General features: G+C 65.5%; 20 protein-coding genes. 9 read left to right on the forward strand and 11 right to left on the reverse strand.

All coding sequences use genetic code 11. The annotated features are described in order from the left end of the window. Positions 1-47 precede the first annotated feature (47 nt). From gyrA to dnaA, 6 genes are all read right to left on the reverse strand, one after another. Positions 48-2567 (reverse strand): DNA gyrase subunit A, encoded by a 2520-nt coding sequence (gene gyrA / locus ACZYVJ_RS14955; RefSeq protein ID WP_463831728.1) that lies wholly within the window; start codon positions 2565-2567, stop codon positions 48-50. A gap of 42 nt (positions 2568-2609) precedes the next feature. Continuing rightward, positions 2610-4643, reverse strand: a complete 2034-nt coding sequence (gene gyrB / locus ACZYVJ_RS14960) for a DNA topoisomerase (ATP-hydrolyzing) subunit B (RefSeq protein ID WP_463831729.1) — start codon at positions 4641-4643, stop codon at positions 2610-2612. Between the two features lie 256 nt (positions 4644-4899). Then, the gene (locus tag ACZYVJ_RS14965; RefSeq protein WP_463831730.1) at positions 4900-5457 is read right to left on the reverse strand and encodes a DUF721 family protein; all 558 of its coding nucleotides are present in this window, start codon (positions 5455-5457) and stop codon (positions 4900-4902) included. Beyond that, complete coding sequence (recF, locus tag ACZYVJ_RS14970) at positions 5454-6611, reverse strand: DNA replication/repair protein RecF (RefSeq protein ID WP_463831731.1); 1158 nt, start codon at positions 6609-6611, stop codon at positions 5454-5456. The genes ACZYVJ_RS14965 and recF overlap by 4 nt, the downstream gene beginning before the upstream one ends. Then, the gene (dnaN, locus tag ACZYVJ_RS14975) at positions 6612-7811 is read right to left on the reverse strand and encodes a DNA polymerase III subunit beta (protein WP_463831732.1); all 1200 of its coding nucleotides are present in this window, start codon (positions 7809-7811) and stop codon (positions 6612-6614) included. Between the two features lie 571 nt (positions 7812-8382). Then, on the reverse strand, positions 8383-9918 hold the full coding sequence (dnaA, locus tag ACZYVJ_RS14980) for a chromosomal replication initiator protein DnaA (RefSeq protein WP_463831733.1): 1536 nt from the start codon (positions 9916-9918) through the stop codon (positions 8383-8385). Positions 9919-10516: 598 nt separating this feature from the next. Here dnaA and rpmH point away from each other — a divergent pair. The 9 genes from rpmH to ACZYVJ_RS15025 all read left to right on the forward strand — a co-directional run bounded on the left by rpmH (position 10517) and on the right by ACZYVJ_RS15025 (position 16962). Beyond that, the gene (gene rpmH / locus ACZYVJ_RS14985; protein WP_003874369.1) at positions 10517-10660 is read left to right on the forward strand and encodes a 50S ribosomal protein L34; all 144 of its coding nucleotides are present in this window, start codon (positions 10517-10519) and stop codon (positions 10658-10660) included. Positions 10661-10683: 23 nt separating this feature from the next. Then, positions 10684-11043, forward strand: coding sequence for a ribonuclease P protein component (rnpA, locus tag ACZYVJ_RS14990; protein WP_463831735.1), 360 nt, complete (start codon positions 10684-10686; stop codon positions 11041-11043). Then, positions 11040-11387 carry a membrane protein insertion efficiency factor YidD gene (gene yidD / locus ACZYVJ_RS14995; protein WP_463831737.1) on the forward strand — a complete coding sequence of 116 codons (348 nt, stop codon included), beginning with the start codon at positions 11040-11042 and terminating at the stop codon, positions 11385-11387. The genes rnpA and yidD overlap by 4 nt, the downstream gene beginning before the upstream one ends. After that, positions 11371-12465, forward strand: a complete 1095-nt coding sequence (gene yidC, locus ACZYVJ_RS15000) for a membrane protein insertase YidC (RefSeq protein ID WP_463831739.1) — start codon at positions 11371-11373, stop codon at positions 12463-12465. Before yidD ends, yidC begins: the two co-directional genes overlap by 17 nt. 79 nt (positions 12466-12544) lie before the next feature. Then, the gene (locus ACZYVJ_RS15005; protein WP_463831740.1) at positions 12545-13111 is read left to right on the forward strand and encodes a Jag family protein; all 567 of its coding nucleotides are present in this window, start codon (positions 12545-12547) and stop codon (positions 13109-13111) included. Between the two features lie 80 nt (positions 13112-13191). After that, positions 13192-13932, forward strand: a complete 741-nt coding sequence (gene rsmG / locus ACZYVJ_RS15010) for a 16S rRNA (guanine(527)-N(7))-methyltransferase RsmG (protein WP_463831741.1) — start codon at positions 13192-13194, stop codon at positions 13930-13932. Next, on the forward strand, positions 13929-14933 hold the full coding sequence (locus ACZYVJ_RS15015; protein WP_463831742.1) for a ParA family protein: 1005 nt from the start codon (positions 13929-13931) through the stop codon (positions 14931-14933). The genes rsmG and ACZYVJ_RS15015 overlap by 4 nt, the downstream gene beginning before the upstream one ends. Positions 14934-14956: 23 nt before the next feature. Then, positions 14957-15943 carry a ParB/RepB/Spo0J family partition protein gene (locus ACZYVJ_RS15020; protein WP_463831743.1) on the forward strand — a complete coding sequence of 329 codons (987 nt, stop codon included), beginning with the start codon at positions 14957-14959 and terminating at the stop codon, positions 15941-15943. Positions 15944-16209: 266 nt separating this feature from the next. Beyond that, complete coding sequence (locus tag ACZYVJ_RS15025) at positions 16210-16962, forward strand: acetyltransferase (protein ID WP_463831744.1); 753 nt, start codon at positions 16210-16212, stop codon at positions 16960-16962. Between the two features lie 3 nt (positions 16963-16965). Here the strand turns inward: ACZYVJ_RS15025 and ACZYVJ_RS15030 are convergent, their stop codons facing one another. From ACZYVJ_RS15030 to sigM, 5 genes are all read right to left on the reverse strand, one after another. Next, positions 16966-18186, reverse strand: coding sequence for an N-acetylmuramoyl-L-alanine amidase (locus ACZYVJ_RS15030; protein WP_463831745.1), 1221 nt, complete (start codon positions 18184-18186; stop codon positions 16966-16968). A gap of 132 nt (positions 18187-18318) precedes the next feature. Next, positions 18319-18672, reverse strand: a complete 354-nt coding sequence (gene trxA / locus ACZYVJ_RS15035; protein WP_007769743.1) for a thioredoxin — start codon at positions 18670-18672, stop codon at positions 18319-18321. Beyond that, complete coding sequence (trxB, locus tag ACZYVJ_RS15040) at positions 18669-19679, reverse strand: thioredoxin-disulfide reductase (protein WP_463831746.1); 1011 nt, start codon at positions 19677-19679, stop codon at positions 18669-18671. Before trxB ends, trxA begins: the two co-directional genes overlap by 4 nt. A gap of 90 nt (positions 19680-19769) precedes the next feature. Further along, positions 19770-20540: a hypothetical protein gene (locus tag ACZYVJ_RS15045; protein ID WP_463831747.1), complete on the reverse strand. Its 771-nt coding sequence runs from the start codon at positions 20538-20540 to the stop codon at positions 19770-19772. Positions 20541-20610: 70 nt separating this feature from the next. Beyond that, positions 20611-21198 carry an RNA polymerase sigma factor SigM gene (gene sigM / locus ACZYVJ_RS15050; protein WP_463831748.1) on the reverse strand — a complete coding sequence of 196 codons (588 nt, stop codon included), beginning with the start codon at positions 21196-21198 and terminating at the stop codon, positions 20611-20613. Positions 21199-21202 lie beyond the last annotated feature (4 nt).

The following is a 21202-nucleotide window of genomic DNA, read 5'->3' on the forward strand; positions in this document are numbered from 1 at the left end:
ACGCGGCCCGCATCGTCATCGGGCCGAGTCTAGTGGCTTGGTGCCGGCTACTTGTCCGACTCCGCGGCACCGTCGCTTTCCTCGCCGACTTCGTCCGCGTTTTCTTCCGCGTTGCGGGCGATGGCCAGCAGCGTGTTCTCTTCACCCAGGTTCATCAGGCGCACGCCCTTGGTTTGCCGTCCCGCCTTGCGGACCTGGCCCGCTGCGGTCCGGATGACGCCGCCTCCCGAGGTGATCGCGTACAGCTCGCTGTCCTCATCGACAATCAACGCACCCACCAGCTTGCCACGGCGGCGGTCGTACATCACGGTCAGGACTCCCTTGCCGCCGCGGCCCTGCACCGGGTACTCCTCGATCGCCGTGCGCTTGGCGTATCCACCGGACGTCGCCACCAGAAGGTACGTGCCCTCGCGGATGACGTTGAGGGACAACAGGTAGTCGTCGGTGTTGAACCGCATGCCCTGCACCCCGGAGGTGGCGCGGCCCATCGGGCGCAGCGCCTCGTCGGTCGCCGAGAACCGGATGGACTGGCCGTTGGCCGAGACCAGCAGCAGGTCGTCGTCGGCGGAGCACAGCACCGCGCCCACCAGCTCGTCGCCGTCGCGCAGGTTGACGGCGACGATGCCACCCGAGCGGTTGGAGTCGAAGTCGGTCAGCCTGGACTTCTTGACCAGGCCGTTGCGGGTCGCCAGCACCAGGTATGGGGCGTCCTCGTAGCTGCGGATCTGGATGACCTGCGCGATGCGTTCCTCGGGCTGGAAGGCCAGCAGGTTGGCGACGTGCTGACCGCGCGCGGTCCTCGAGGCCTCGGGCAATTCGTAGGCCTTTGCGCGATACACGCGGCCCTGCGTGGTGAAGAACAGGATCCAATCGTGCGTCGAGCACACGAAGAAGTGCCGCACGATGTCGTCCTGCTTCAGGCCGGCGCCCTGCACGCCCTTGCCGCCACGTTTCTGGCTTCGGTACAGGTCAGTCTTGGTGCGTTTGGCGTAGCCGGTCTCGGTGATGGTGACGACGACGTCCTCACGGGCGATCAGGTCCTCGTCGTTGACGTCACCGTCGGCGGCGATGATCCGGGTACGACGCTCGTCGCCGTACTTGTCGACGATTTCGCTCAGCTCGTCGTGCACGATCGCGCGCTGCCGCTCGGGCTTGGCCAGGATGTCTTCCAGGTCCGCGATCTCTGCTTCGATCTTGGCCAGGTCGTCGACGATGCGCTGGCGCTCCAGGGCGGCCAACCGGCGCAGCTGCATGTCGAGGATCGCCTGGGCCTGGATCTCGTCGATGTCCAGCAGGTCGATCAGGCCGGCCCGCGCGATCTCCACGGTCTCCGACGCGCGGATCAGGGCGATCACCTCGTCGAGCGCGTCGAGCGCTTTGACCAGACCGCGCAAGATGTGCGCGCGTTCGTTGGCCTTGCGCAGCCGGTAGGTGGTGCGCCGGACGATGACGTCGAGTTGATGCGCGACGTAGTAGCGGATCATCTGGTCGAGCCGCAGCGTGCGCGGCACCCCGTCGACGATCGAGAGCATGTTCGCGCCGAAGCTGGTCTGCAGCTGGGTGTGCTTGTAGAGGTTGTTCAGCACCACCTTGGCCACGGCGTCGCGCTTGATCTCCACCACGATGCGCAGACCGACGCGGTCACTGGACTGGTCTTCGATGTTGGAGATGCCGGCCAGCTTGCCGTCGCGGACCTGCTCGGCGATCGAGGTGATGAAGTTGTCATGGTTCACCTGGTAGGGCAGCTCGGTGATCACCAGCGAGGTGCGCCCGCGTGAATCCTCTTCTACCTCAACGACTCCGCGCATCCGGATCGAGCCGCGGCCGGTGGTGTACGCGTCGTGAATGCCTTGCGATCCGACGATCAGACCGTGGGTGGGGAAGTCGGGCCCCTTGACCCGCTCGCGGACCGCGGCCAGCGTGGCCTCTTCGTCGGCCTCGTGATTGTCCAGGCACCAGTAGACGGCTTCGGCCAACTCGCGCAGGTTGTGCGGCGGGATGTTGGTCGCCATGCCGACCGCGATGCCGCCGGATCCGTTGGCCAGCAGGTTGGGAAACCGGCTGGGCAGCACGGTCGGTTCCTGCACACGGCCGTCGTAGTTGGGGATGAAATCGACTGTCTCCTCGTCGATTTCGCGCAGCATCTCCATCGCGAGCGGGGTCAGCCGCGCCTCGGTGTACCGCATGGCGGCTGGCGGGTCGTTACCAGGCGAGCCGAAGTTGCCCTGCCCGTCGACCAGCGGATAGCGCAGCGACCACGGCTGCGCCATGCGCACCAAGGTGTCGTAGATCGACGCGTCACCGTGCGGGTGGTAGTTACCCATCGTCTCGGCCACCGACCGCGCCGACTTGGCGTGGCTGCGGTCCGGGCGGAATCCGGAGTCATACATCGCATAGAGCACCCGGCGGTGCACCGGCTTGAGACCGTCGCGCACCTCGGGCAGCGCGCGGCCGACGATGACGCTCATCGCGTAATCGATGTAGCTGCGCTGCATCTCCTGCTGAATGTCGACCGGCTGGATGCGGTCGACGGAGTCGTCACCTGGCGGCAGCGTGGTGTCAGTCATGTATTCCTCGTTGGTCGGTCAACGGTGGCCGGGTCTGATCGCTCAGACGTCCAGGAAGCGAACGTCCTTGGCATTGCGGGTGATAAAGCTGCGGCGCGCGTCGACATCCTCGCCCATCAGGATGGAGAACAATTCGTCGGCGGCAGCGGCGTCGTCGAGCGTGACTTGGCGAAGCACCCGGACGGTGGGATCCATTGTGGTCTCCCACAATTCCTTGGCATCCATCTCACCGAGACCCTTGTAGCGCTGGATCCCATCGTCCTTGTTGATCTTCTTGCCCGCCTTCTGGCCCGCCTCCAGCAAGCCGTCGCGCTCGCGGTCGGAGTAGGCGAATTCGGGCTCGGTGCGCTGCCACTTCAGCTTGTACAGTGGCGGCTGCGCCAAAAACACGTGCCCGTTCTCGATCAGCGGGCGCATGAACCGGAACAGCAGCGTCAACAACAACGTCGAGATGTGTTGGCCGTCAACGTCTGCGTCGGCCATCAGCACGATCTTGTGATAGCGCAGCTTGGTGAGGTCGAACTCATCGTGGATGCCGGTGCCCAGGGCGGTGATGATGGCCTGGACTTCGGTGTTCTTCAAAACCCGGTCGATACGGGCCTTCTCCACGTTGATGATCTTTCCGCGCAGCGGCAGGATGGCCTGGAACATCGAGTCGCGGCCGCTCTTAGCCGAGCCGCCGGCCGAATCGCCCTCCACCACATACAGTTCCGACTTGCGCGGGTCGGTGGAGCGGCAGTCGGCGAGCTTTCCGGGCAGCCCGCCGAGGTCGGTAGCGCTCTTGCGGCGCACCAACTCTCGCGCCTTTCGCGCGGCGATGCGGGCCTGCGCCGACGACACCGCCTTGTTCACCACGACCTTGGCGTCCGCGGGGTTGGCCTCGAACCAGTGCGTCAGCTGCTCGTTGCAGACCTTCTGCACGAACGACTTGACTTCGGTGTTGCCCAGTTTGGTCTTGGTCTGGCCCTCGAACTGCGGCTCGCTGACCTTGACCGAGATCACCGCGGCCAGGCCCTCGCGGATATCGTCGCCGGTGAGGTTTGGATCCTTTTCTTTCAGCAGCTTCTTGTCTTTGGCGTACTTGTTGACCACCGTCGTCAACGCGCTGCGGAAGCCCTCTTCATGAGTGCCGCCCTCGTGGGTGTTGATGGTGTTGGCGAAGGTGTGCACCGATTCCGAGTAGCCGCCGTTCCACTGCATCGCGATTTCGACCTCGTGGCCGGGGCCCTTGCCGTCGAAGTCGATGATGCTCTGCTGGATCGGGCTCTTGGTGCGGTTGATGTGCTTGACGAAGTCGACGAGCCCACCGGGGTAGTGGAAGGTGCGGTGCTTAACCTTATGCGGCGCAGTCGATTCCGCCGCCTTTTCCTCGGCTGACTTGGGCGCTTCGGCGGTGTCGCTGACGACCTCGTCGACTACCTCCTCCTTGGTCACCCGCTCGTCGGTGAGGTTGATGGTCAAACCCTTGTTGAGGAACGCCATTTCCTGCAACCGGCGCGCGACGGTCTCGAAGTCGTAGTCGGTGGTCTCGAAGATGTCGGAGTCGGCCCAGAATCGGATCGTGGTGCCCGTGCGCTTGGTGGCCTCACCCTGTTTGAGCGTTCCGGGCACGGCACGGTCGTAATACTGGGACCACTCGTGGCCGTCGCGGGCGATGTCCACTTCGAGCCGCTTTGACAGCGCGTTGACCACCGAAACACCGACACCGTGCAGACCACCGCTGACGTTGTAGCCACTGTTCTCACCGCCGAACTTGCCGCCGGCGTGCAGTTGCGTCATCACCACGTCGACGGTGGGGGCGCCGGTGGCGTGCATCGCCACCGGGATACCGCGCCCGTTGTCGGAGACCTCCACGCTGCCGTCGTCCAGAATGCGGACGTCGACCTTGTCGGCGTAGCCGGCCATCGCCTCGTCGACCGAGTTGTCCACCACCTCCCAGATGAGGTGGTGCAAACCACGCTCACCGGTGGACCCGATGTACATACCCGGGCGTTTGCGGACGGCCTCGAGGCCTTCGAGCACGGTGATCGCTGAGGCGCCGTAATCGTCTCGCGCCTTCTTCTTCTGGGCAGCCACGGTCGGAATGCTCTCCTTGGGGTTTCATGCGGGCGGTTCCAGTCACCGCAACAGTCGCATCCTGCCAGTCTAGCGTGAACGGGCGTCCGCACCGATTTTCTGGCCGCGTTTCTGCCCAGCTAACCGCGCCGTGCGCACGATTTCTTTATTCTGGCCGCGTCCCGACGTGCGTCGAGGTGGTCCGCGTCGTCCTGGCGGATTTCAGAGGCCTGTGGCCGAACCCCGCACGGGGATCCGCGGACGGGAATCGAACGCCCTAACCGTAGGTGTCGCGCGGGCCTCTTCCAGCAATATGACGCGGCCCCTTGCGCCACGAGGGCGCGGCCGGCCCCGTGATTCTCAACGACGTCACCACCCCGTTGCCGACGGCGGCGGCGATCTTGGCCAGTAACTGCGACTGAATCATCCGCAACTGGGTGGCCCACGCCGTCGATTCGGCGGCCACGCTCAGCACACCATCGTTGAGGGCGGTCGGCGTCGCATGGTCGGCGATCTGATGTCCGACGACGGTCGCCCAGTTGCCCAGCACGGTGCCCTCGGCGACTTGCGCCGACCAACCCCGTTTTTTCGCCAGGTCACGCGCGAGGCTGCCCAGCGGTTGGGGATCGCGCACATCTGGCCCGGGCCCCGACCACCTGCGTCGTTGGCCCGCCACCCGGCGCGGGGAGGGGGCCACCGCGCGGCCTCGGCCGGCGTCTCTTCCTTGAGCCCGCGCGGCGGCGCGAGCCTCCTCGAGGGTGCGCCGCACCAGATCGATCCCACTCAGCGCACTGAGCGGCTCGGTGGGACGCGGACCGTCATCCGTGCCGGTCATGAGCGCATCTCCGATGCCGGTCCCGAGTCGCTGTCACGCAAGTCGACGTACACCTGCCGAGCCTCCCAACCCGCCGGAACGTCTTCGGGGACCGCCGCGGTGACCAACACCTGTTCGGCCGATTCGGCCACCGTGGCCAGGGCTTGGCGCCGCGCCGCGTCGAGTTCGGCGAACACGTCGTCGAGTAATAACACCGGATCGCTTTCTTCATCGCGCAGTAATTCGTAAGCGGCCAACCGCAGTGACAACGCGAACGACCACGATTCCCCATGGCTGGCAAAGCCTTTCGCAGGCTGGTCGCCGAGCCACAATTCCAAGTCGTCGCGGTGCGGGCCGACGAGGCACATGCCGCGTTCCAGCTCCGCATCGCGGCGCGCGGACAATGCCGCCAGCAAGGCGGCTTCCAGGAACTCGCGGTCGGCACCAGCGATATCCGCCGCGGCCTCGGCGCCCAGGCTGCATCTATAACCGATGGAGGCAACGCGCGATCCCGGCGCCAGCAGCTGATAGGCCTTCTCGACCTCCGGGGCCAGCTGGTTCACCAAATCGATACGGACAGCCATCAATTGGGCACCGTATTCGGCGAGACGACTGTCCCAGACGTCCAACGTGTCCAGTGCGCTCCGATCGCCGCGGTAGCGCCCACCGGACAGCGATTTCAACAACGCCGTGCGCTGCCGCAAGATCTTTTCGTAGTCAGCCCGGACCCCCGCCACCGCCGGCCGGCGCACCGTCGCCAAATCGTCGAGATAGCGCCGCCGGTCCGACGGGTCACCGCGGACCAAGGACAGATCCTCGGGAGCAAACAACACCGCGCGCAAGACCCCGATCACCTCGCGCGTACTGCGCACCGGTGAACGGTTCAGCCGCGCCTTGTTCGCCCGGCCGGCCGCGATTTCCAGATCGACCGCGCACTCCCTGCCCTCGTTGACCACGATCGTGGAAACCACGGCGCGAGCGGCGCCAGCGCGGATCAACGGGGCATCCGTACCCACCCGGTGTGAACCCATGGTGCTCGAATACCACAGCGCTTCAACAAGATTCGTCTTCCCATACCCGTTGGAACCGATGAAGACCGTCCGACCAGGCTGTAGTTCGAGGTCGGCGTGTGCCCAGGACCGGAAGTCGCGCAGTCCCAAATGCCGGACGTACACCTAGCCAGGCAACCGGACGGGCATCAACAAGTAGACGTAATCGGTCGGCAGGGCGCTGTAGGGGCCCGTACCGGTCGGGTGGCTGTCGTCATTCAACGCCGGACGCAGCAACGCCGGCTTACCAGGCGTTGTGAAACCGAACGACACCCGCTCGGAATGGACCGATCCCAGTCCGTCCGTCAGATAAGTCGGGTTGAAGGCGATGGTCAGCGGTTCCCCAACGAAATCGACCGCCAAGTCCTCCTCGGCTCGGCCGACGTCATCGGCGCCGGCGGACAGGCGCAGCGATCCCTCGCTGAATTCCATCCGCACCTGGGCGCCCCGATCGGCCACCAGCGCCACCAGCTTGATCGCCTCGGTCAACTCCGCGACGTTGATGGTCGCGACCGCCGTGTGCTCTGCCGGCAACAGCTGGCGGAACTTCGGGAATTCCGCATCGAGCAGACGGGTGGTGCTGCGCTTGCCGTTACCGCTGATGCCGAGCAATCCGTCCTTGCCCACGCCCGACCCCGCACCCAATGACAGCCGGACCTCGGAGCCGTCGGCGCCCGTCCGCGCGGCTTCGGCCAGCGTCTTGGCCGGGACCAGAACCGCGGCTTCGATATCGGGCGCGGCCGCCGACCAGGTCAGCTCGCGAACTGCCAAGCGGAACCTGTCGGTAGCGGCCAAAACCACCGTGTCACCCGAAATCTCAACCCTGATTCCGGTCAGCATCGGCAACGTGTCGTCGCGGCCGGCCGCGATGGCGACCTGGCTGATCGCCTCGGCGAACAGGTCGGCGGGCAGCGTCCCGGTCTCTTCCGGCAGCGCCGGCAGCGTCGGGTAATCCTCAACCGCCATCGTCGGCAGCGAGAACCTGGCGTTTCCGCAGTGCAACGCCACCCGGTTACCGTCGACGTAGAAGTCGATCGGCTTGTTCGGCAGCGCCCGCACAATGTCGGACAGCAACCGGCCGGATACCAAAACGCTTCCCGGAGAAGCGATTTCGGCTGCCACCTGTGCTTCGGCGGATACCTCGTAGTCGAATCCGGAGATCGTCAGGCCCTCATCGGTTCCCGAGAGCAGCACACCGGAAAGCACCGGCACCGCAGGCCGGGACGGCAGGTTCTTCGCCACCCAGGACACCGCGTCTGCGAAAGACTCCCGCACCAAACGAAATTTCAAGTCGCTGAGGCCAGCCGTTGTCGTCGCCGCGTCCATAGCGTCCCTTCACCTACCCAGCGTTTTCAAAATCCATTGGCTAGCCGCCCCCCGCTAGCACGGGGCTCCGCTACGAACGCTGATGACACGTAATGCCAACGACGAACGCAACGGCAGTCGAAGATCAACCGTAGATCCTCCGGCGCCATCTTGAAAGCTAATCGCAAAGCCCGACAACCCCAGCTGACGAAGGCTTGAAACGACGGCCGTGCACCGTGCGTCCCCAAGCCTGTATTTCAAAGAAGAACCGATGAAGAGATCTCAGTACCAGTATTAAGGCCTGTGCATTCTGGGGACAGCACGGTCTCGGCGCAGCTAAGGGCCACGATCGGGTTGTGCATCGCGGCGTGCAGGCCTGTGGGTGACATGTTGGGCCGATGGGGACGAACGACGGCTGTGCACGCAAGGCTTGTTACTACACCGGCGTTTAATTGCGTTGTGCACACCCCTGCGCACATCCCCTGGGTGTGGCGGATGTGACAGACGGGCATGAAGTTTCTCGAAAAAAATCTCAAGCACGGGCAGCGAAAGCACGAAAATCAGCGCCGGCAGCGCTGGGGGAGCAGAGAACTCAGCGCTTGGAGCGCTGACGGATGCGAGTGGTGAGCTCCTTGACGTGATCAAAAACCTCACGCCGCTCGGCCATCTCGGACAAGATCTTGCGCTGCGCATACATGACCGTGGTGTGATCACGGCCGAATGCCTGCCCGATCTTGGGCAGTGAGAGATCAGTGAGCTCGCGGCACAGATACATGGCGATCTGGCGCGACTGGGCCAGCGCCCGGGTCTTGCCGGGGCCTCGGAGTTCTTCCACGGTGGTATCGAAGTATTCGGCGGTGGCCGCCATGATGGTGGCCGCGCTGATCTGCATGGTGCTGGCATCGGCGATCAGGTCGCGGAGCACAATCTCGGCCAGCGCCTTGTCGATCGGCGTCTTGTTCAGCGACGCGAACGCCGTAACACGGATCAGCGCGCCTTCGAGCTCTCGGATGTTGCGCTCGATGCTGCTGGCGATCAGCTCGAGGACGTCGTCGGGGACCGCGAGCCGCTCCATCTGCGCTTTCTTGCGCAAGATGGCGATGCGGGTTTCCAGCTCCGGGGGCTGCACATCGGTGATCAAGCCCCATTCGAATCGCGTCCTGAGCCGGTCTTCGAGGGTGGCCAACTGTTTGGGCGGCCGGTCGGACGAGATGACGATCTGCTTGTTGGCGTTATGCAGGGTGTTGAAGGTGTGGAAGAACTCTTCCTGAATACCTTCCTTGCCCTCGATGAACTGAATGTCATCGACCAGCAGCACGTCGACGTCGCGATAGCTGCGCTTGAACGCGACCTTGCGGTCGTCGCGAAGCGAGTTGATGAAGTCGTTGGTGAATTCCTCGGTGGAGACGTACTTGACCCGCATCCCGGGGAAGAGCCGCTGCGCGTAGTTGCCGGCGGCGTGCAACAGGTGGGTCTTGCCCAGACCGGATTCACCCCAGATGAACAACGGGTTGTAAGCCCGGGCCGGCGCTTCGGCGATGGCCAGGGCGGCGGCATGGGCGAACCGGTTGGAGGCGCCGATGACAAAAGTGTCAAAGGTGTAGCGCCGGTTGAGGCTCGTCCCGGCGGCGACGGCCGGATCGATCGCGTGTGGACGCTCGGTGAAGTAGTTGGGCCAGCCAGGCTGGTTATCGCTGACGGTTTCGCTGTTTTCGAAAGCTTCCTCCGTCTCGACGGCTGCGGCGTCGGCGGGGAAGGACGGGTCGGATCCGGGGAACGGCTCCGCCGGCGGGATGAGCGCGTCTTCGACATCGTCGGGCGGGGGAGCGATGCGGACGCCCAGTTGGATCTGCTGCCCGAGCCGGCGGCTCAGCGCATCGGTGATGGGAGCCCGCAGATGTCGTTCGATTTCGTTTTGGACAAAACTGCTCGGCACTGACAGCAGAGCAAATCCCTCGACGATGGTCAGCGGGCGAACCAGATTCAGCCACGCACGTTGCTGAGGGGTGAGGGGAGTGACCAGAGTCGTGCGGTTGGCGGCGATGCCGTCTGCGGTGGGCTCTCCGTTGAGTTCGGATACGACCGCATTCCACACTGTTGTGAAACTGGAACCGGGGTCATCGGTCAACGACGCATCTCCCTGGTTCTCGAACATCCCGACCCGAGTTACACACGCTTGGCGACGAAACAACTGTCCACATAGTTATACACAGGTGTGGACAGGGTGATCGTAGGCGAGCCACAACCTACCGGCGACGGCTCGCGATCTCCGCGCTGGAAGAGAACCTCGAAAGGTTGTCTAGGCAGCTAGTCGATCCACCATCCTCGCTTCGTTGTCGAGTGCTGCTTCAGTCTAAAACGACTTCGCAGAAGCTAACAGTTTTCCGTTCGGCTGCCAACAGTTCCGCTGCATTCCAATCGGGTCATTTAGGGTACGTGGGGCTTGCTTCGGCTCGTTATGGTAGCCACGTCGGTGGTGGGTGTGACCGAAACGGGAATCTTTCTTCGGCCCTCCCGGCGGGTCCGTTGTGGGAAGCCAGGTTTGACCAGGCGAAGCCTCGTCAGTACCCTCAAACAGTCGCCCGAAAGTCGGCGATACGGCTGCGACCCGAACCACTTGGGGACCGCGCCGGCCAGCAGCACCAAGACCACCTCCGGTCGAACCGCAGACGAGCCCGATGCGAAACGTCTGAGCGGCCGGATGGCAACACAACGAGGAGAACGTCGTGGCCAAGGGCAAGCGGACCTTCCAGCCGAATAACCGGCGCCGAGCCCGCGTGCACGGTTTCCGCCTGCGGATGCGCACTCGTGCCGGACGTGCGATCGTGTCCGGCCGGCGCCGCAAGGGTCGCCGCGCGCTATCTGCCTGATCGCAACGTCAGGTTTTTCGGCGGTGCTTCCCGCGCGCAACCGCATGACGCGGTCAATTGACTTTGACGCGACGGTGAAGCGCGGGATTCGTCTGGCACAGCCCGATGTCGTCGTGCACCTTCGTCGTGCAGTGGACTGCGACGAAATCAGTGCGCCGCGCGTCGGATTGGTTGTGGGCAAGCCCGTCGGGTCCGCCGTGGAACGCCACCGGGTTTCGCGCCGGCTGCGGCATGTGGTCCGCACGCTGCTGAGTGAGCTCGGCCAATCCGATCAGCTCGTCATCCGTGCACTGCCCAGCAGCCGCACCGCGTCCTCGGCCCGGCTCGAGCAGGAACTGCGCCGGTGCTTACGACGGGTGCCGGCGGCGGGGAGTAAGTCGTGACAGCACTGGCGTGGCTGCGGGTGTTCACCCGTAGAACCGGAAGGGCCGCCGCGCGCGGAGTGATCTTTCTGATCCAGCTGTACCGCCATATGGTGTCGCCGCTACGCCCGGCGACGTGTCGCTTCGTTCCAACATGCAGCCAGTACGCGGTCGATGCGCTCAACGAGTACGGCCTGATTCGGGGGAGCTGGTTGGCTGCGGCCAGACTCGCCAGGTGCGGACCATGGCATGAAGGCGGATGGGATCCGATACCGGACCGCCCCGGAAGCCACGTGAATTGCCAAAACGCCAGCGGCGCTTGGGTTGTCCCAGCGCCGCGAGGGGAGAGTGGATCTTTTGTTTGATTTCTTCAGCCTCGACTTCGTCTACTACCCGGTGTCGTGGATCATGTGGGTTTGGTACAAGTTGTTCGCCTCCATGCTGGGGCCGTCGAACTTCTTCGCCTGGGCGCTGTCGGTGATGTTCTTGGTCTTCACCCTGCGGGCGCTGCTCTACAAGCCCTTCGTGCGGCAGATCCGCACCACGCGCCAGATGCAGGAGCTGCAGCCACAGATCAAGGCGCTGCAGAAGAAGTACGGCAAGGATCGCCAGCGCATGGCGCTCGAGATGCAGAAGCTGCAGCGCGAGCACGGCTTCAACCCGATCCTGGGCTGCCTGCCGATGCTGGCGCAGATCCCGGTGTTCCTGGGTCTGTATCACGTGCTGCGTTCGTTCAACCGGACCACTGGCGGCTTCGGTCAGCCCCACCTGTCGGTGGCGCAGAACCGGCTGACCGGAAACTACGTCTTCACCCCGACCGACGTCGCGCACTTCCTGGACGCCAATTTGTTCGGTGCACCCATCGGTGCCTCCATGACGCAGCGCACCGGTCTGGATGCGTTCACGTTCTTCGACCGACCGGCCGTGATCGCGGTGGGCCTGCCGGTGATGATCCTGGCCGGCGTCGCGACCTACTTCAACAGCCGGGCGTCGGTGGCGCGGCAGAGTCCGGAGGCGGCGGCCAACCCGCAGACCGCGATGATGAACAAACTCGCGCTCTACGTCTTCCCGCTCGGCGTCGTGGTCGGTGGCCCGTTCCTTCCGCTCGCGATCATCCTGTACTGGTTCGCCAACAACATCTGGACCTTCGGGCAGCAGCATTACGTCTTCGGGATGATCGAAAAAGAGGACGAAGCCAAGAAGCAAGAAGTGATCCAGCGCCGTGCGGCCAATGCGCCGGCGCCGGGAGCGAAGCCGAAACGGAATCCCAAGGCCGCTGCGCCGGGTGGGAACGGCTCGTCGACGGCCGACGACGACAGTGATGCGTCCGGTTCCACGGCGATGGATTCCGATGTGGCCGACGGGCCGGCCGCTGACGCGGGCAACGGCCCAACCAACCGGACGCCGCGGCCCGGGGCGCGGCCGAAAAAACGCAAACGCTGATCCGGGCGGAATAGCTATCAGGGCCGCCGGACAGGGCGACCCCAATTGGGCTGGGGCCCATGGAAGAGGGAGAGAAGACATGACAGACGCCGACACCACCGAGCGCGACGTCGATACGGAGCTCGACGCGCAATCGGCCGCTGAGGATGCCGCGGAGTCCGGTTCGGAGGGAATCGATGATCTTGAGGAGCGGTTGGTCGCCGAGGGCGAGATAGCCGGCGACTACCTCGAAGAGTTGTTGGACCTGTTGGACTTCGACGGCGACATCGACTTGGACGTCGAGGGCAGCCGCGCGATCGTCAGCATCGACGGCAGCGACGACTTGAACAAGTTGGTCGGCCGCGGCGGCGAGGTGCTCGACGCGCTGCAGGAACTGACCCGGCTCGCGGTGCACCAGAAGACCGGGGTGCGGAGCCGGTTGATGCTGGACATCGCCAGCTGGCGCCGGCGGCGCCGAGAGGAACTGGCGGCGCTGGGCGACAAGGTCGCGCGCCGGGTGCTCGAATCCGGGGAACGTGAAGAGCTCTCGCCGATGACTCCATTCGAACGCAAGATCGTCCACGACGCCGTCGCGGCGGTCGCCGGAGTGCATAGCGAGAGCGAGGGCGTCGAGCCCGCGCGCCGCGTGGTCGTCCTGCTCGACTGATCCCGCCCAGAGTTACAGCCATGTAGTTCCCGTCGCCCGTCCGGCCTCCGAAGGTTGCAAGTGTGCGCTCCAACTAGAGGATGTTTCACGTGAAACATGTCGGTCCCGCCGATGCCGCGACGGGCCCACCGGGGGAGGGCGCCGGGACCCGCGCCGCCCCCGACTCCGCGGCCGCGATCTTCGGCGACCGGCTCGGAATCGCACGACGCTATGCAGAACTGCTCGCGACCGCCGGGGTGGAACGCGGGCTGCTCGGCCCGCGCGAGGTCGACCGAATTTGGGACCGCCACATACTCAACAGCGCGGTCCTCGGCGAACTCCTGGGCTCGGGCGAGCGGATCATCGATATCGGCAGCGGGGCAGGCCTGCCCGGGATACCGTTGGCGATCGCGAGGCCCGATCTCGACGTCGTATTGCTCGAGCCGCTGCTGCGGCGCAGCGAATTTCTCAACGAGGTCAGCGACGAACTAGGGTTAGCCGTCGGGGTGGTCCGTGGCCGTGCGGAAGAGCCAGGAGTACGCAACCGGTTCGGGGAGAGGGATGCTGCGGTGTCGCGAGCGGTTGCATCGTTGGACAAGCTGACGAAGTGGAGCTTGCCACTATTGCGCCCGGGCGGACGGATGCTCGCCATCAAGGGGGAGCGGGCTTCGGATGAAGTTGAACAGTACCGGCGTGTGATGGCAGCATCGGGCGCCGCTGATGTCAGGGTGGTGACATGTGGCGCGACCTATTTGCGTCCCCCCGCAACCGTAGTTTCAGCGCGACGCGGAAAGCCGCCACACCACAAGCCGGCACGGACCGGGAAGGCCGGAACCCGATGAGTTCTTCACGAGATTGGCCGGTGGCTCCGCAGGCGCCGGCAGACTTTCAGCACGCGGCAGCGCCGGCGAATCCGGACGTGTCCGTACCGCCGCGGGTTGCATCCACGCCGACCGCCGCAACGAATGTTTCACGTGAAACAGCGGACGAATTCGACACCCCGATCGGGGCGGCCGCCGAGCGGGCGATGCGGGTGCTGCACACCACCTACCCGCCGCTGCGCCGGCCGTCCCATCGCCGGGTGTTCACGGTCGCGAATCAGAAGGGGGGCGTCGGGAAAACCACCACCGCCGTCAACCTCGCGGCTGCCCTGGCGCTGCAGGGACTCAAGACCCTCGTCATCGACCTCGACCCTCAGGGCAACGCCAGCACGGCACTCGGTATCACCGACCGCCAGTCCGGCACGCCGTCGTCGTACGAGGTCCTACTCGGCGAGGTCGCCGTGCACGACGCCCTGCGGCAAAGTCCGCACAACGAGCGTCTGTTCTGCATCCCCGCAACGATCGACCTGGCCGGTGCCGAAATCGAATTGGTCAGCATGGTGGCGCGCGAGAACCGACTGCGCACCGCGCTGGCCGACCTGGACAGCCTCGACTTCGACTGCGTCTTCATCGACTGCCCGCCATCGCTCGGATTGCTGACCATCAACGCGCTCGTCGCTGCGCCGGAGGTCCTGATCCCCATCCAGTGCGAGTACTACGCCCTGGAGGGCGTGTCGCAGCTGATGCGCAACATCGAGATGGTCAAGGCCCACCTCAATCCCAAGCTCGAGGTGACCACCGTCGTGCTGACCATGTACGACGGCCGCACCAAACTCGCGGACCAGGTCGCGGAGGAGGTACGCCGATACTTCGGAAGCAAGGTGTTGCGCACGGTGATTCCGCGCAGCGTCAAGGTTTCCGAGGCGCCGGGCTACAGCATGACAATCATCGATTACGACCCCGGCTCACGCGGGGCGATGAGCTATCTCGATGCGAGCCGCGAACTCGCCGAGCGCGATTGACCACCATCCGCGAAGGGACGACCATGACGCAGCCGTTACGCAAGAAGGGCGGCCTCGGCCGGGGCCTGGCTTCGCTAATTCCGACCGGTCCCGCGGAGGGTGACTCCGGGCCGGCGACGCTCGGCCCGCGGATGGGTGACGCCGCCGCCGACGTGTTGATCGGGGGACCGCCGCCACAGGACGCCTCCCCGATGGGAGCGGTCTATCGCGAGATCGCACCGGCGGACATCGAACGCAATCCGCGTCAGCCCCGGCAGGTCTTCGATGAGGAAGCGCTGTCGGAACTGGTGCACTCCATCCGCGAGTTCGGTCTCTTGCAGCCGATCGTGGTGCGGCCCGTCAAGGATTCCGCGAGCGGTGCGCGTTACCAGATCGTGATGGGGGAGCGGCGCTGGCGCGCGGCCCAAGAGGCCGGCCTGGCGACCATCCCGGCCATCGTGCGGGAGACCGGCGATGACGATCTGCTGCGCGACGCCCTATTGGAAAACATCCATCGGGTGCAGCTGAACCCGTTGGAAGAGGCGGCCGCCTACCAACAGTTGCTCGACGAGTTCGGGGTCACCCACGATGAACTGGCCGCCCGCATCGGTCGGTCGCGGCCGTTGATCACCAACATGATCCGGTTGCTCAAGCTGCCGATCGCGGTGCAGCGGCGGGTGGCCGCCGGCGTGCTGTCCGCCGGCCACGCGCGCGCACTGCTGTCGCTGGAGGCGGGCCCGGAAGCCCAGGAGGAGCTGGCCACCCGGATCGTCGCCGAGGGGCTGTCGGTGCGGGCCACCGAGGAGGCGGTCACGTTGGCCAACCGGGGTGGTGCGGCCACGCCGACGGCCCCGCGGCGCAAGCCGATCCAGATGCCGGGTCTGCAAGACGTTGCCGACAAGCTCTCGACGGCCTTCGACACCCGCGTCACGGTCAGTCTGGGCAAGCGCAAAGGCAAGATCGTCGTGGAGTTCGGCTCGGTGGACGATTTGCAGCGAATCATCGACGTCATGTCCCCGCCCAAGGCATGAACTAGGACACCGTGTAATTACGTCACTGTGACACCGGCGCCGTTTTTGTGGGGAATGCACCTGTCCCAGGTGTTGCGGCCCGACGAAATAGCATGCGCATCAACACCTTTCGACCATAGGCGCGTTGCGGCGCCGCAGTGCCGGCCGTTCGGGCCGCCCAACCCCCCGCGGCCACGCCAAAGCTGGCCCGATCACGACCACCTCTCTTATCCTGGAGGGGTTGCCGGTGCAGATCGCGGCAGTACCGCACAGGAGCCAGGAGGCTAGTGTCCGCTCGAATCATGCCGCTACGGCTCGAGGCGTTCGAGCAGCTTCCCAAGCACGCACGCCGGTGCGTCTTTTGGGAGGTTGATCCCGCGACCCTCGGTAAGCAGGACCACCTCGCCGACCCCGAATTTGAAAAAGAAGCGTGGTTGTCGATGGTGATGCTGGAGTGGGGCTCGTGCGGGCAGGTCGCGACCGCCGTCCCGGACGAGCGAAGCAAGGCCGAGCCACCGTGCCTGGGCTACGTGTTCTATGCGCCGCCGCGGGCGGTGCCGCGGGCACAGCGATTCCCCACCGGTCCGGTGTCCGCGGACGCGGTGTTGTTGACGTCGATGGGCATCGAACCCGGGCCGGCGGCCGACGACCTACCGCACGGTTTGATTGCCCGGGTGATCGACGAACTGGTGCGCCGCGGCGTCCGCGCGCTCGAAGCGTTCGGCCGCACGCCGGCGGCTTCGGAATTGCAGGATCCTCGCCTCGTCGCTCCGGACGTGCGGCCAGTGCTGGAAGCCGTCGGCGACTGTTCGGTCGACCACTGCGTCATGGCTGCGGAATTCTTGAAAGACGCGGGTTTCGTTGTGGTGGCGCCACATACGTACTTCCCACGACTGCGGCTCGAGCTCGACAAGGGCCTCGGGTGGAAGGCGGAAGTGGAGGCGGCCCTCGAGCGCCTGCTTGAGAACGCGCATCTGGAGCAGCCGGTGGGCGCTGGGTCCACGACGGCGAATGCGTTGAAAACCACCCAGGGCGGTTAGAGCCTAGGAACCGCCGAGTTGGCTGGTGCGCTCCACCGACAGTTCGTGGGCCAGTAATTCGGCGAAAGTGAATGTGCCAGTTGGCCGGTCGTTCTTGCCCAACAGGTAGAGCCGCTTGACCGCTGCGAGGATTCCCTCGGCGATGGCGTCACGGGTCTGGGTCGAGACCAACATCGAGCGATCCCGCGGGTTGGTGATGTAACCGACGTCAACCTGTACCGTCGGCATCCGGGTCAGGCGCAGCAGGTCCCATGTTCGGCCGTGCGTCCGGCAGTCCCGTAAACCGGTGCGGGCCACAACTTCTCGCTGGATGAAGTCGGCGAGATTGCGCCCGATGGTCGAGACCGATCCATGCGAGTTGCCGAAGTGAAAGGAAGCCACCCCATTGGCGGCGGTGCTGATCTGACTCTCGCAGCGCAGGCTGATCATCAGGTCGGCGCCGACGTTGTTCGCGGTGGCGGCGCGTTCGGCATCGAGGGGACTGCGGCTGACCGGTCGGGACAGGAAGGTCTCCATGCCGATCGCGGCCATCCGTCCCTCCAGGCGGCTGGCCAAGTCCCACAACACATCTGCTTCGCTGACGGGTCCCGACGGGCCCTGCATGATCGTGCCGTGGTCCGCGCCACCGCGGCCCGGATCGATGATGATCCGCTTGCCCGACAGTTTGGGACCGGATGAGCGAACCAGCTCCTCCTCGCGCAGCGCGTGCGGAGATCCGCCGGTGACCCGTGAACTCAAGAAGTGAAAGGAGCGCAACGTTTCCGGGCCGCAGATGCCGTCGGCGGACAGCCCGTACTCACGCTGATATGACATCAAGGCGTTGTGGGTCTGCAACCCGAAGTAGCCGTCGACCAGACCGGTGTAGAAGCCGAGATCCTGCAACCGGGCCTGCAGCGTGGCGACGTCATCGCCGAACAGCGGGGCCCCGAATTGGTGATACAGCGTGCGCGCACCGAGACGGTACGACGCCTCCTTCAGCGCGCGGTAGGTGGCCTCGCCCACGATGCCGTCCACCAGCAGACCGCGATGCTGTTGAAAGGCGCGAACCGCCTGGTCAAGCTCGGAATCGAAAAGTTCGAGGGCCACGTGCCGCCCGGTGTTGAGATCGTCCTCGAGGCTATCCAGCAGGCCCAGTGTGGCCAGCGTTGCCCGGATCTCGGTCACAGCTGCGCTGCGGTCACCACAGCGCAGCGCGTCGCCGTATTCGCGGCGCGGACTCGGCATACCAAGGGCCCTCCGGGACTAACTGACAAGCTCAGATGTAGGCAACAGCTAACCGTATTGTCGCAGACGCTTCGTAAATTCAGGAAAACCCCAGGCCATGCGCGGGGCGTGGGGTGACGATTTAAATAAATGTCAGCCCAGGTCGGGAACCGCGTCCGAGAGCTCACGCAGCAAGGACGCCTTGCCCTTCGCGCCGACGATCCGCTTCACCGGCTGTCCGTCTTTGAACAGGATCAGGGTGGGGATGGAGACCACCTGGAAGTTCTGCGCGGTTTCGGGGTTGGCATCGACGTCGAGCTTGGCAACGGTGAGGTGTTCGCCCCGTTCGCTGGCGATCTCTTCGAGAACCGGCGCAACCATCTTGCAGGGGCCGCACCAGGTCGCCCAAAAGTCAACCAGCACAGGCTTATTGCTGGACAACACGTCGGTGGAGAATGACGCGTCAGAGACTTCTATTGTGGCACCGGCTTTTTCGGCGTCGGTCATTGTGGCGCTCCAATCAATGTGTCGTTACTGCCGGGAAATTCGGTGGCGGCGCCTTGTGCGGCGGCGCTGGCCTCTTCGTGGTCGGCGAGCCATCGTTCGGCGTCGATGGCGGCCGCGCAGCCGCTGCCGGCGGCGGTGATGGCCTGGCGATAGGTGCGGTCCACCAGGTCCCCGGAAGCGAACACCCCCTCAATCGAAGTAGCGGTGGTGCGGCCCTGGACTAGCACGTAACCCTCGGGGTCGGTCTCGAGCACCTCGCGCACCAACTCCGAGCGCGGGTCATGCCCGATCGCCACGAACACCCCGGTCACCGCCAACGTCGACACCTTCCCGGTGATGGTGTCACGCAGCCGCACACCGGTCACGGTCTGCTCACCCTCGACCGCCTCGACCGCCTTGCTCGTCACGATGGTGATCTTGTCATTGGCCTTCGCGCGCTCCAGCATGATCCGCGAGGCCCGAAACTCCTCACGCCGGTGCACCAACGTCACACTGCGAGCAAACCGGGTCAAAAACGTGGCCTCCTCCATCGCCGAGTCCCCACCCCCGATCACCGCAATATCCTGACCCTTGAAAAAGAACCCATCACAGGTCGCACACGATGACACACCGCGGCCCAGCAACTCCTGCTCACCAGGTACCCCCAAATACCGCGCCGCAGCACCCATCGCCAAGATCACCGACCGCGCCCGCACCGTCTCACCCTCAGCGGTCGTCACCGTCTTGACCGCACCCCGCAACGACACCGATTCGACGTCTTCCATCCGCAGATCCGCCCCGAACCGCAACGCCTGCTCACGCATCTGATCCATCAACTCTGGACCCGTGATCCCATCCCGAAACCCCGGGAAATTCTCCACCTCAGTGGTCGTCATCAACGCCCCACCAAACGACGTCCCCTCAAACACCACCGGCGCCAACTGCGCCCGCGCCGCATACAACGCCGCGGTATACCCAGCAGGACCCGAACCAATAACGATCACGTCATGCACTGTGTCGGTGGTCATGAAAACCTTTCAAGCGATTCGTCTCTGGACTTGTGTAAACGCCAGCGTAGGTACGGCTGTTCCCGGGTGTGCGGTACCCATGGGACCACATTAAGGGCGGGGGACCTGGGTATTGGCCAGTAGTCCGGTATCGGCGGCGCTGCAGTTCGGCGATACCGCGAACACGGCCAGGAGGTGCGGGCTGTCGCCGGGTATCACCAGAACGATGCCGGGGCGGGCGTTGATCTCGACGGGGCGCGCCCCGAGGACCTGGGTGGACGCGGGATAGCCGAGACCGGTGAGGCACGATGCGCGCCGCGCCGGGTCGTTGAGCGCGCCGTAGTCGGGGCCGTGGTCGAGCAGGCCGAGGATTTCGTTCTGCGAAAGCGGGATCTCCATCGGCGGCGTCGACACCGTGATGTGCGCGACATCGCCGGGGGTGTCCGGGGCGGGTTCCGGGGCGTGCAGGAGGGCGACGGTCCCGAAGCCGATCGCGGCGAGCACGGCGCACACACCGGCGGCCGCCGCGATGGTGCGGCCGGGGCGGATGTGCGGGCGGGCGGCGTGATCGGCGGGCCCGGTCGCGTCGGTGTACACAGGCTCCGCTGAGCGCAAGGCCGCCGAAATTCGGCTGGTGACCTGCGGGGGAGGGTCGGGCGGCGCGCCTGGGTCGGCACCGGCGGCGGCGACTTCGCGGCGGACCCGATTCAAGGCGCGCAGCACGTCGGCGGCGTGCGGGTCGGCGCGGACTTGGCTGCGGACGCGGGCGGCGGCCTCGTCGTCGAGAATGCCGGCCTGCAGGTCGGCGAGCAGTTCAACGGTCAGCGGTGGGTCTGATCCCGCGCTGCGGTCATCCGCCGCGTCGTTGTCCGCTGCGTTCATCGGACCCAGTGTCCGTCATGCACGCACCGATGGCCACGCTGGCCCGCGGGGGCGGCTGCCGGAGAAGCGGTCAGGCCTGGCCGGCGGTGGCGTCCGGCAGGGCGTGAGCGCCGGCGTTGAGGTAGCCCAGCAGTTCGGCGAGCCGCACCCGGCCGCGAGCGCAGCGGCTTTTGACCGTGCCTTCGGCGACACCCAGCAGGCGGGCGGTGTCGGCCACCGAGTAACCCTGCATGTCGACGGCCACCACCGCGGCCCGCTGCTCGACCGGCAGCCGCATCAAGGCGCGATGCACCGCCATTGTGGTCTCGACCTGAGCCGTGCGATCGGCGACCGGATAGATGTCTTCCAGCGGCACGGTCGGGTGCGCTTTGGTGCGGCGCAGCCGGTCCAGGCAGGCGTTGACGACGATGCGATGTAGCCAGCTGCCGACGGCGGCGTCATGCCGGAACGCGCCGGCACCGCGATGCGCGGAGAGCATGGCGTCCTGCAGCGCGTCTTCCGCGTCCTCGCGGGTGCGGGTGGTCAGCCGGGCGAGCCGGTGCAGGTGCCGCTGGTGACGGAGGAAGAGCTCGCTGAAGGCGTACCGGTCGCCGGCCACATGGGCTGCCAGCAGCTCGGCGTCACTGCGCTCGCGCTTGGCGTTTCTCCCGAAGCCCACGGCC

The organism is Mycobacterium sp. IDUB_3 (genome assembly GCF_055419585.1).

Bases quoted from the DNA above. Each gene is read 5' to 3' on its own strand.
- ACZYVJ_RS15005 (WP_463831740.1), top strand. From the start codon at position 12,545: ATGACAGACGCCGACACCACCGAGCGCGACGTCGATACGGAGCTCGAC.
- ACZYVJ_RS15015 (WP_463831742.1), top strand. From the start codon at position 13,929: ATGAGTTCTTCACGAGATTGGCCGGTGGCTCCGCAGGCGCCGGCAGAC.
- ACZYVJ_RS14965 (WP_463831730.1), bottom strand. From the start codon at position 5,457: ATGACCGGCACGGATGACGGTCCGCGTCCCACCGAGCCGCTCAGTGCG.
- trxB (WP_463831746.1), bottom strand. From the start codon at position 19,679: ATGACCACCGACACAGTGCATGACGTGATCGTTATTGGTTCGGGTCCT.
- dnaN (WP_463831732.1), bottom strand. From the start codon at position 7,811: ATGGACGCGGCGACGACAACGGCTGGCCTCAGCGACTTGAAATTTCGT.
- ACZYVJ_RS15030 (WP_463831745.1), bottom strand. From the start codon at position 18,186: ATGCCGAGTCCGCGCCGCGAATACGGCGACGCGCTGCGCTGTGGTGAC.
- gyrA (WP_463831728.1), bottom strand. From the start codon at position 2,567: ATGACTGACACCACGCTGCCGCCAGGTGACGACTCCGTCGACCGCATC.
- ACZYVJ_RS15020 (WP_463831743.1), top strand. From the start codon at position 14,957: ATGACGCAGCCGTTACGCAAGAAGGGCGGCCTCGGCCGGGGCCTGGCT.
- rsmG (WP_463831741.1), top strand. From the start codon at position 13,192: ATGTTTCACGTGAAACATGTCGGTCCCGCCGATGCCGCGACGGGCCCA.
- ACZYVJ_RS15045 (WP_463831747.1), bottom strand. From the start codon at position 20,540: ATGAACGCAGCGGACAACGACGCGGCGGATGACCGCAGCGCGGGATCA.
- trxA (WP_007769743.1), bottom strand. From the start codon at position 18,672: ATGACCGACGCCGAAAAAGCCGGTGCCACAATAGAAGTCTCTGACGCG.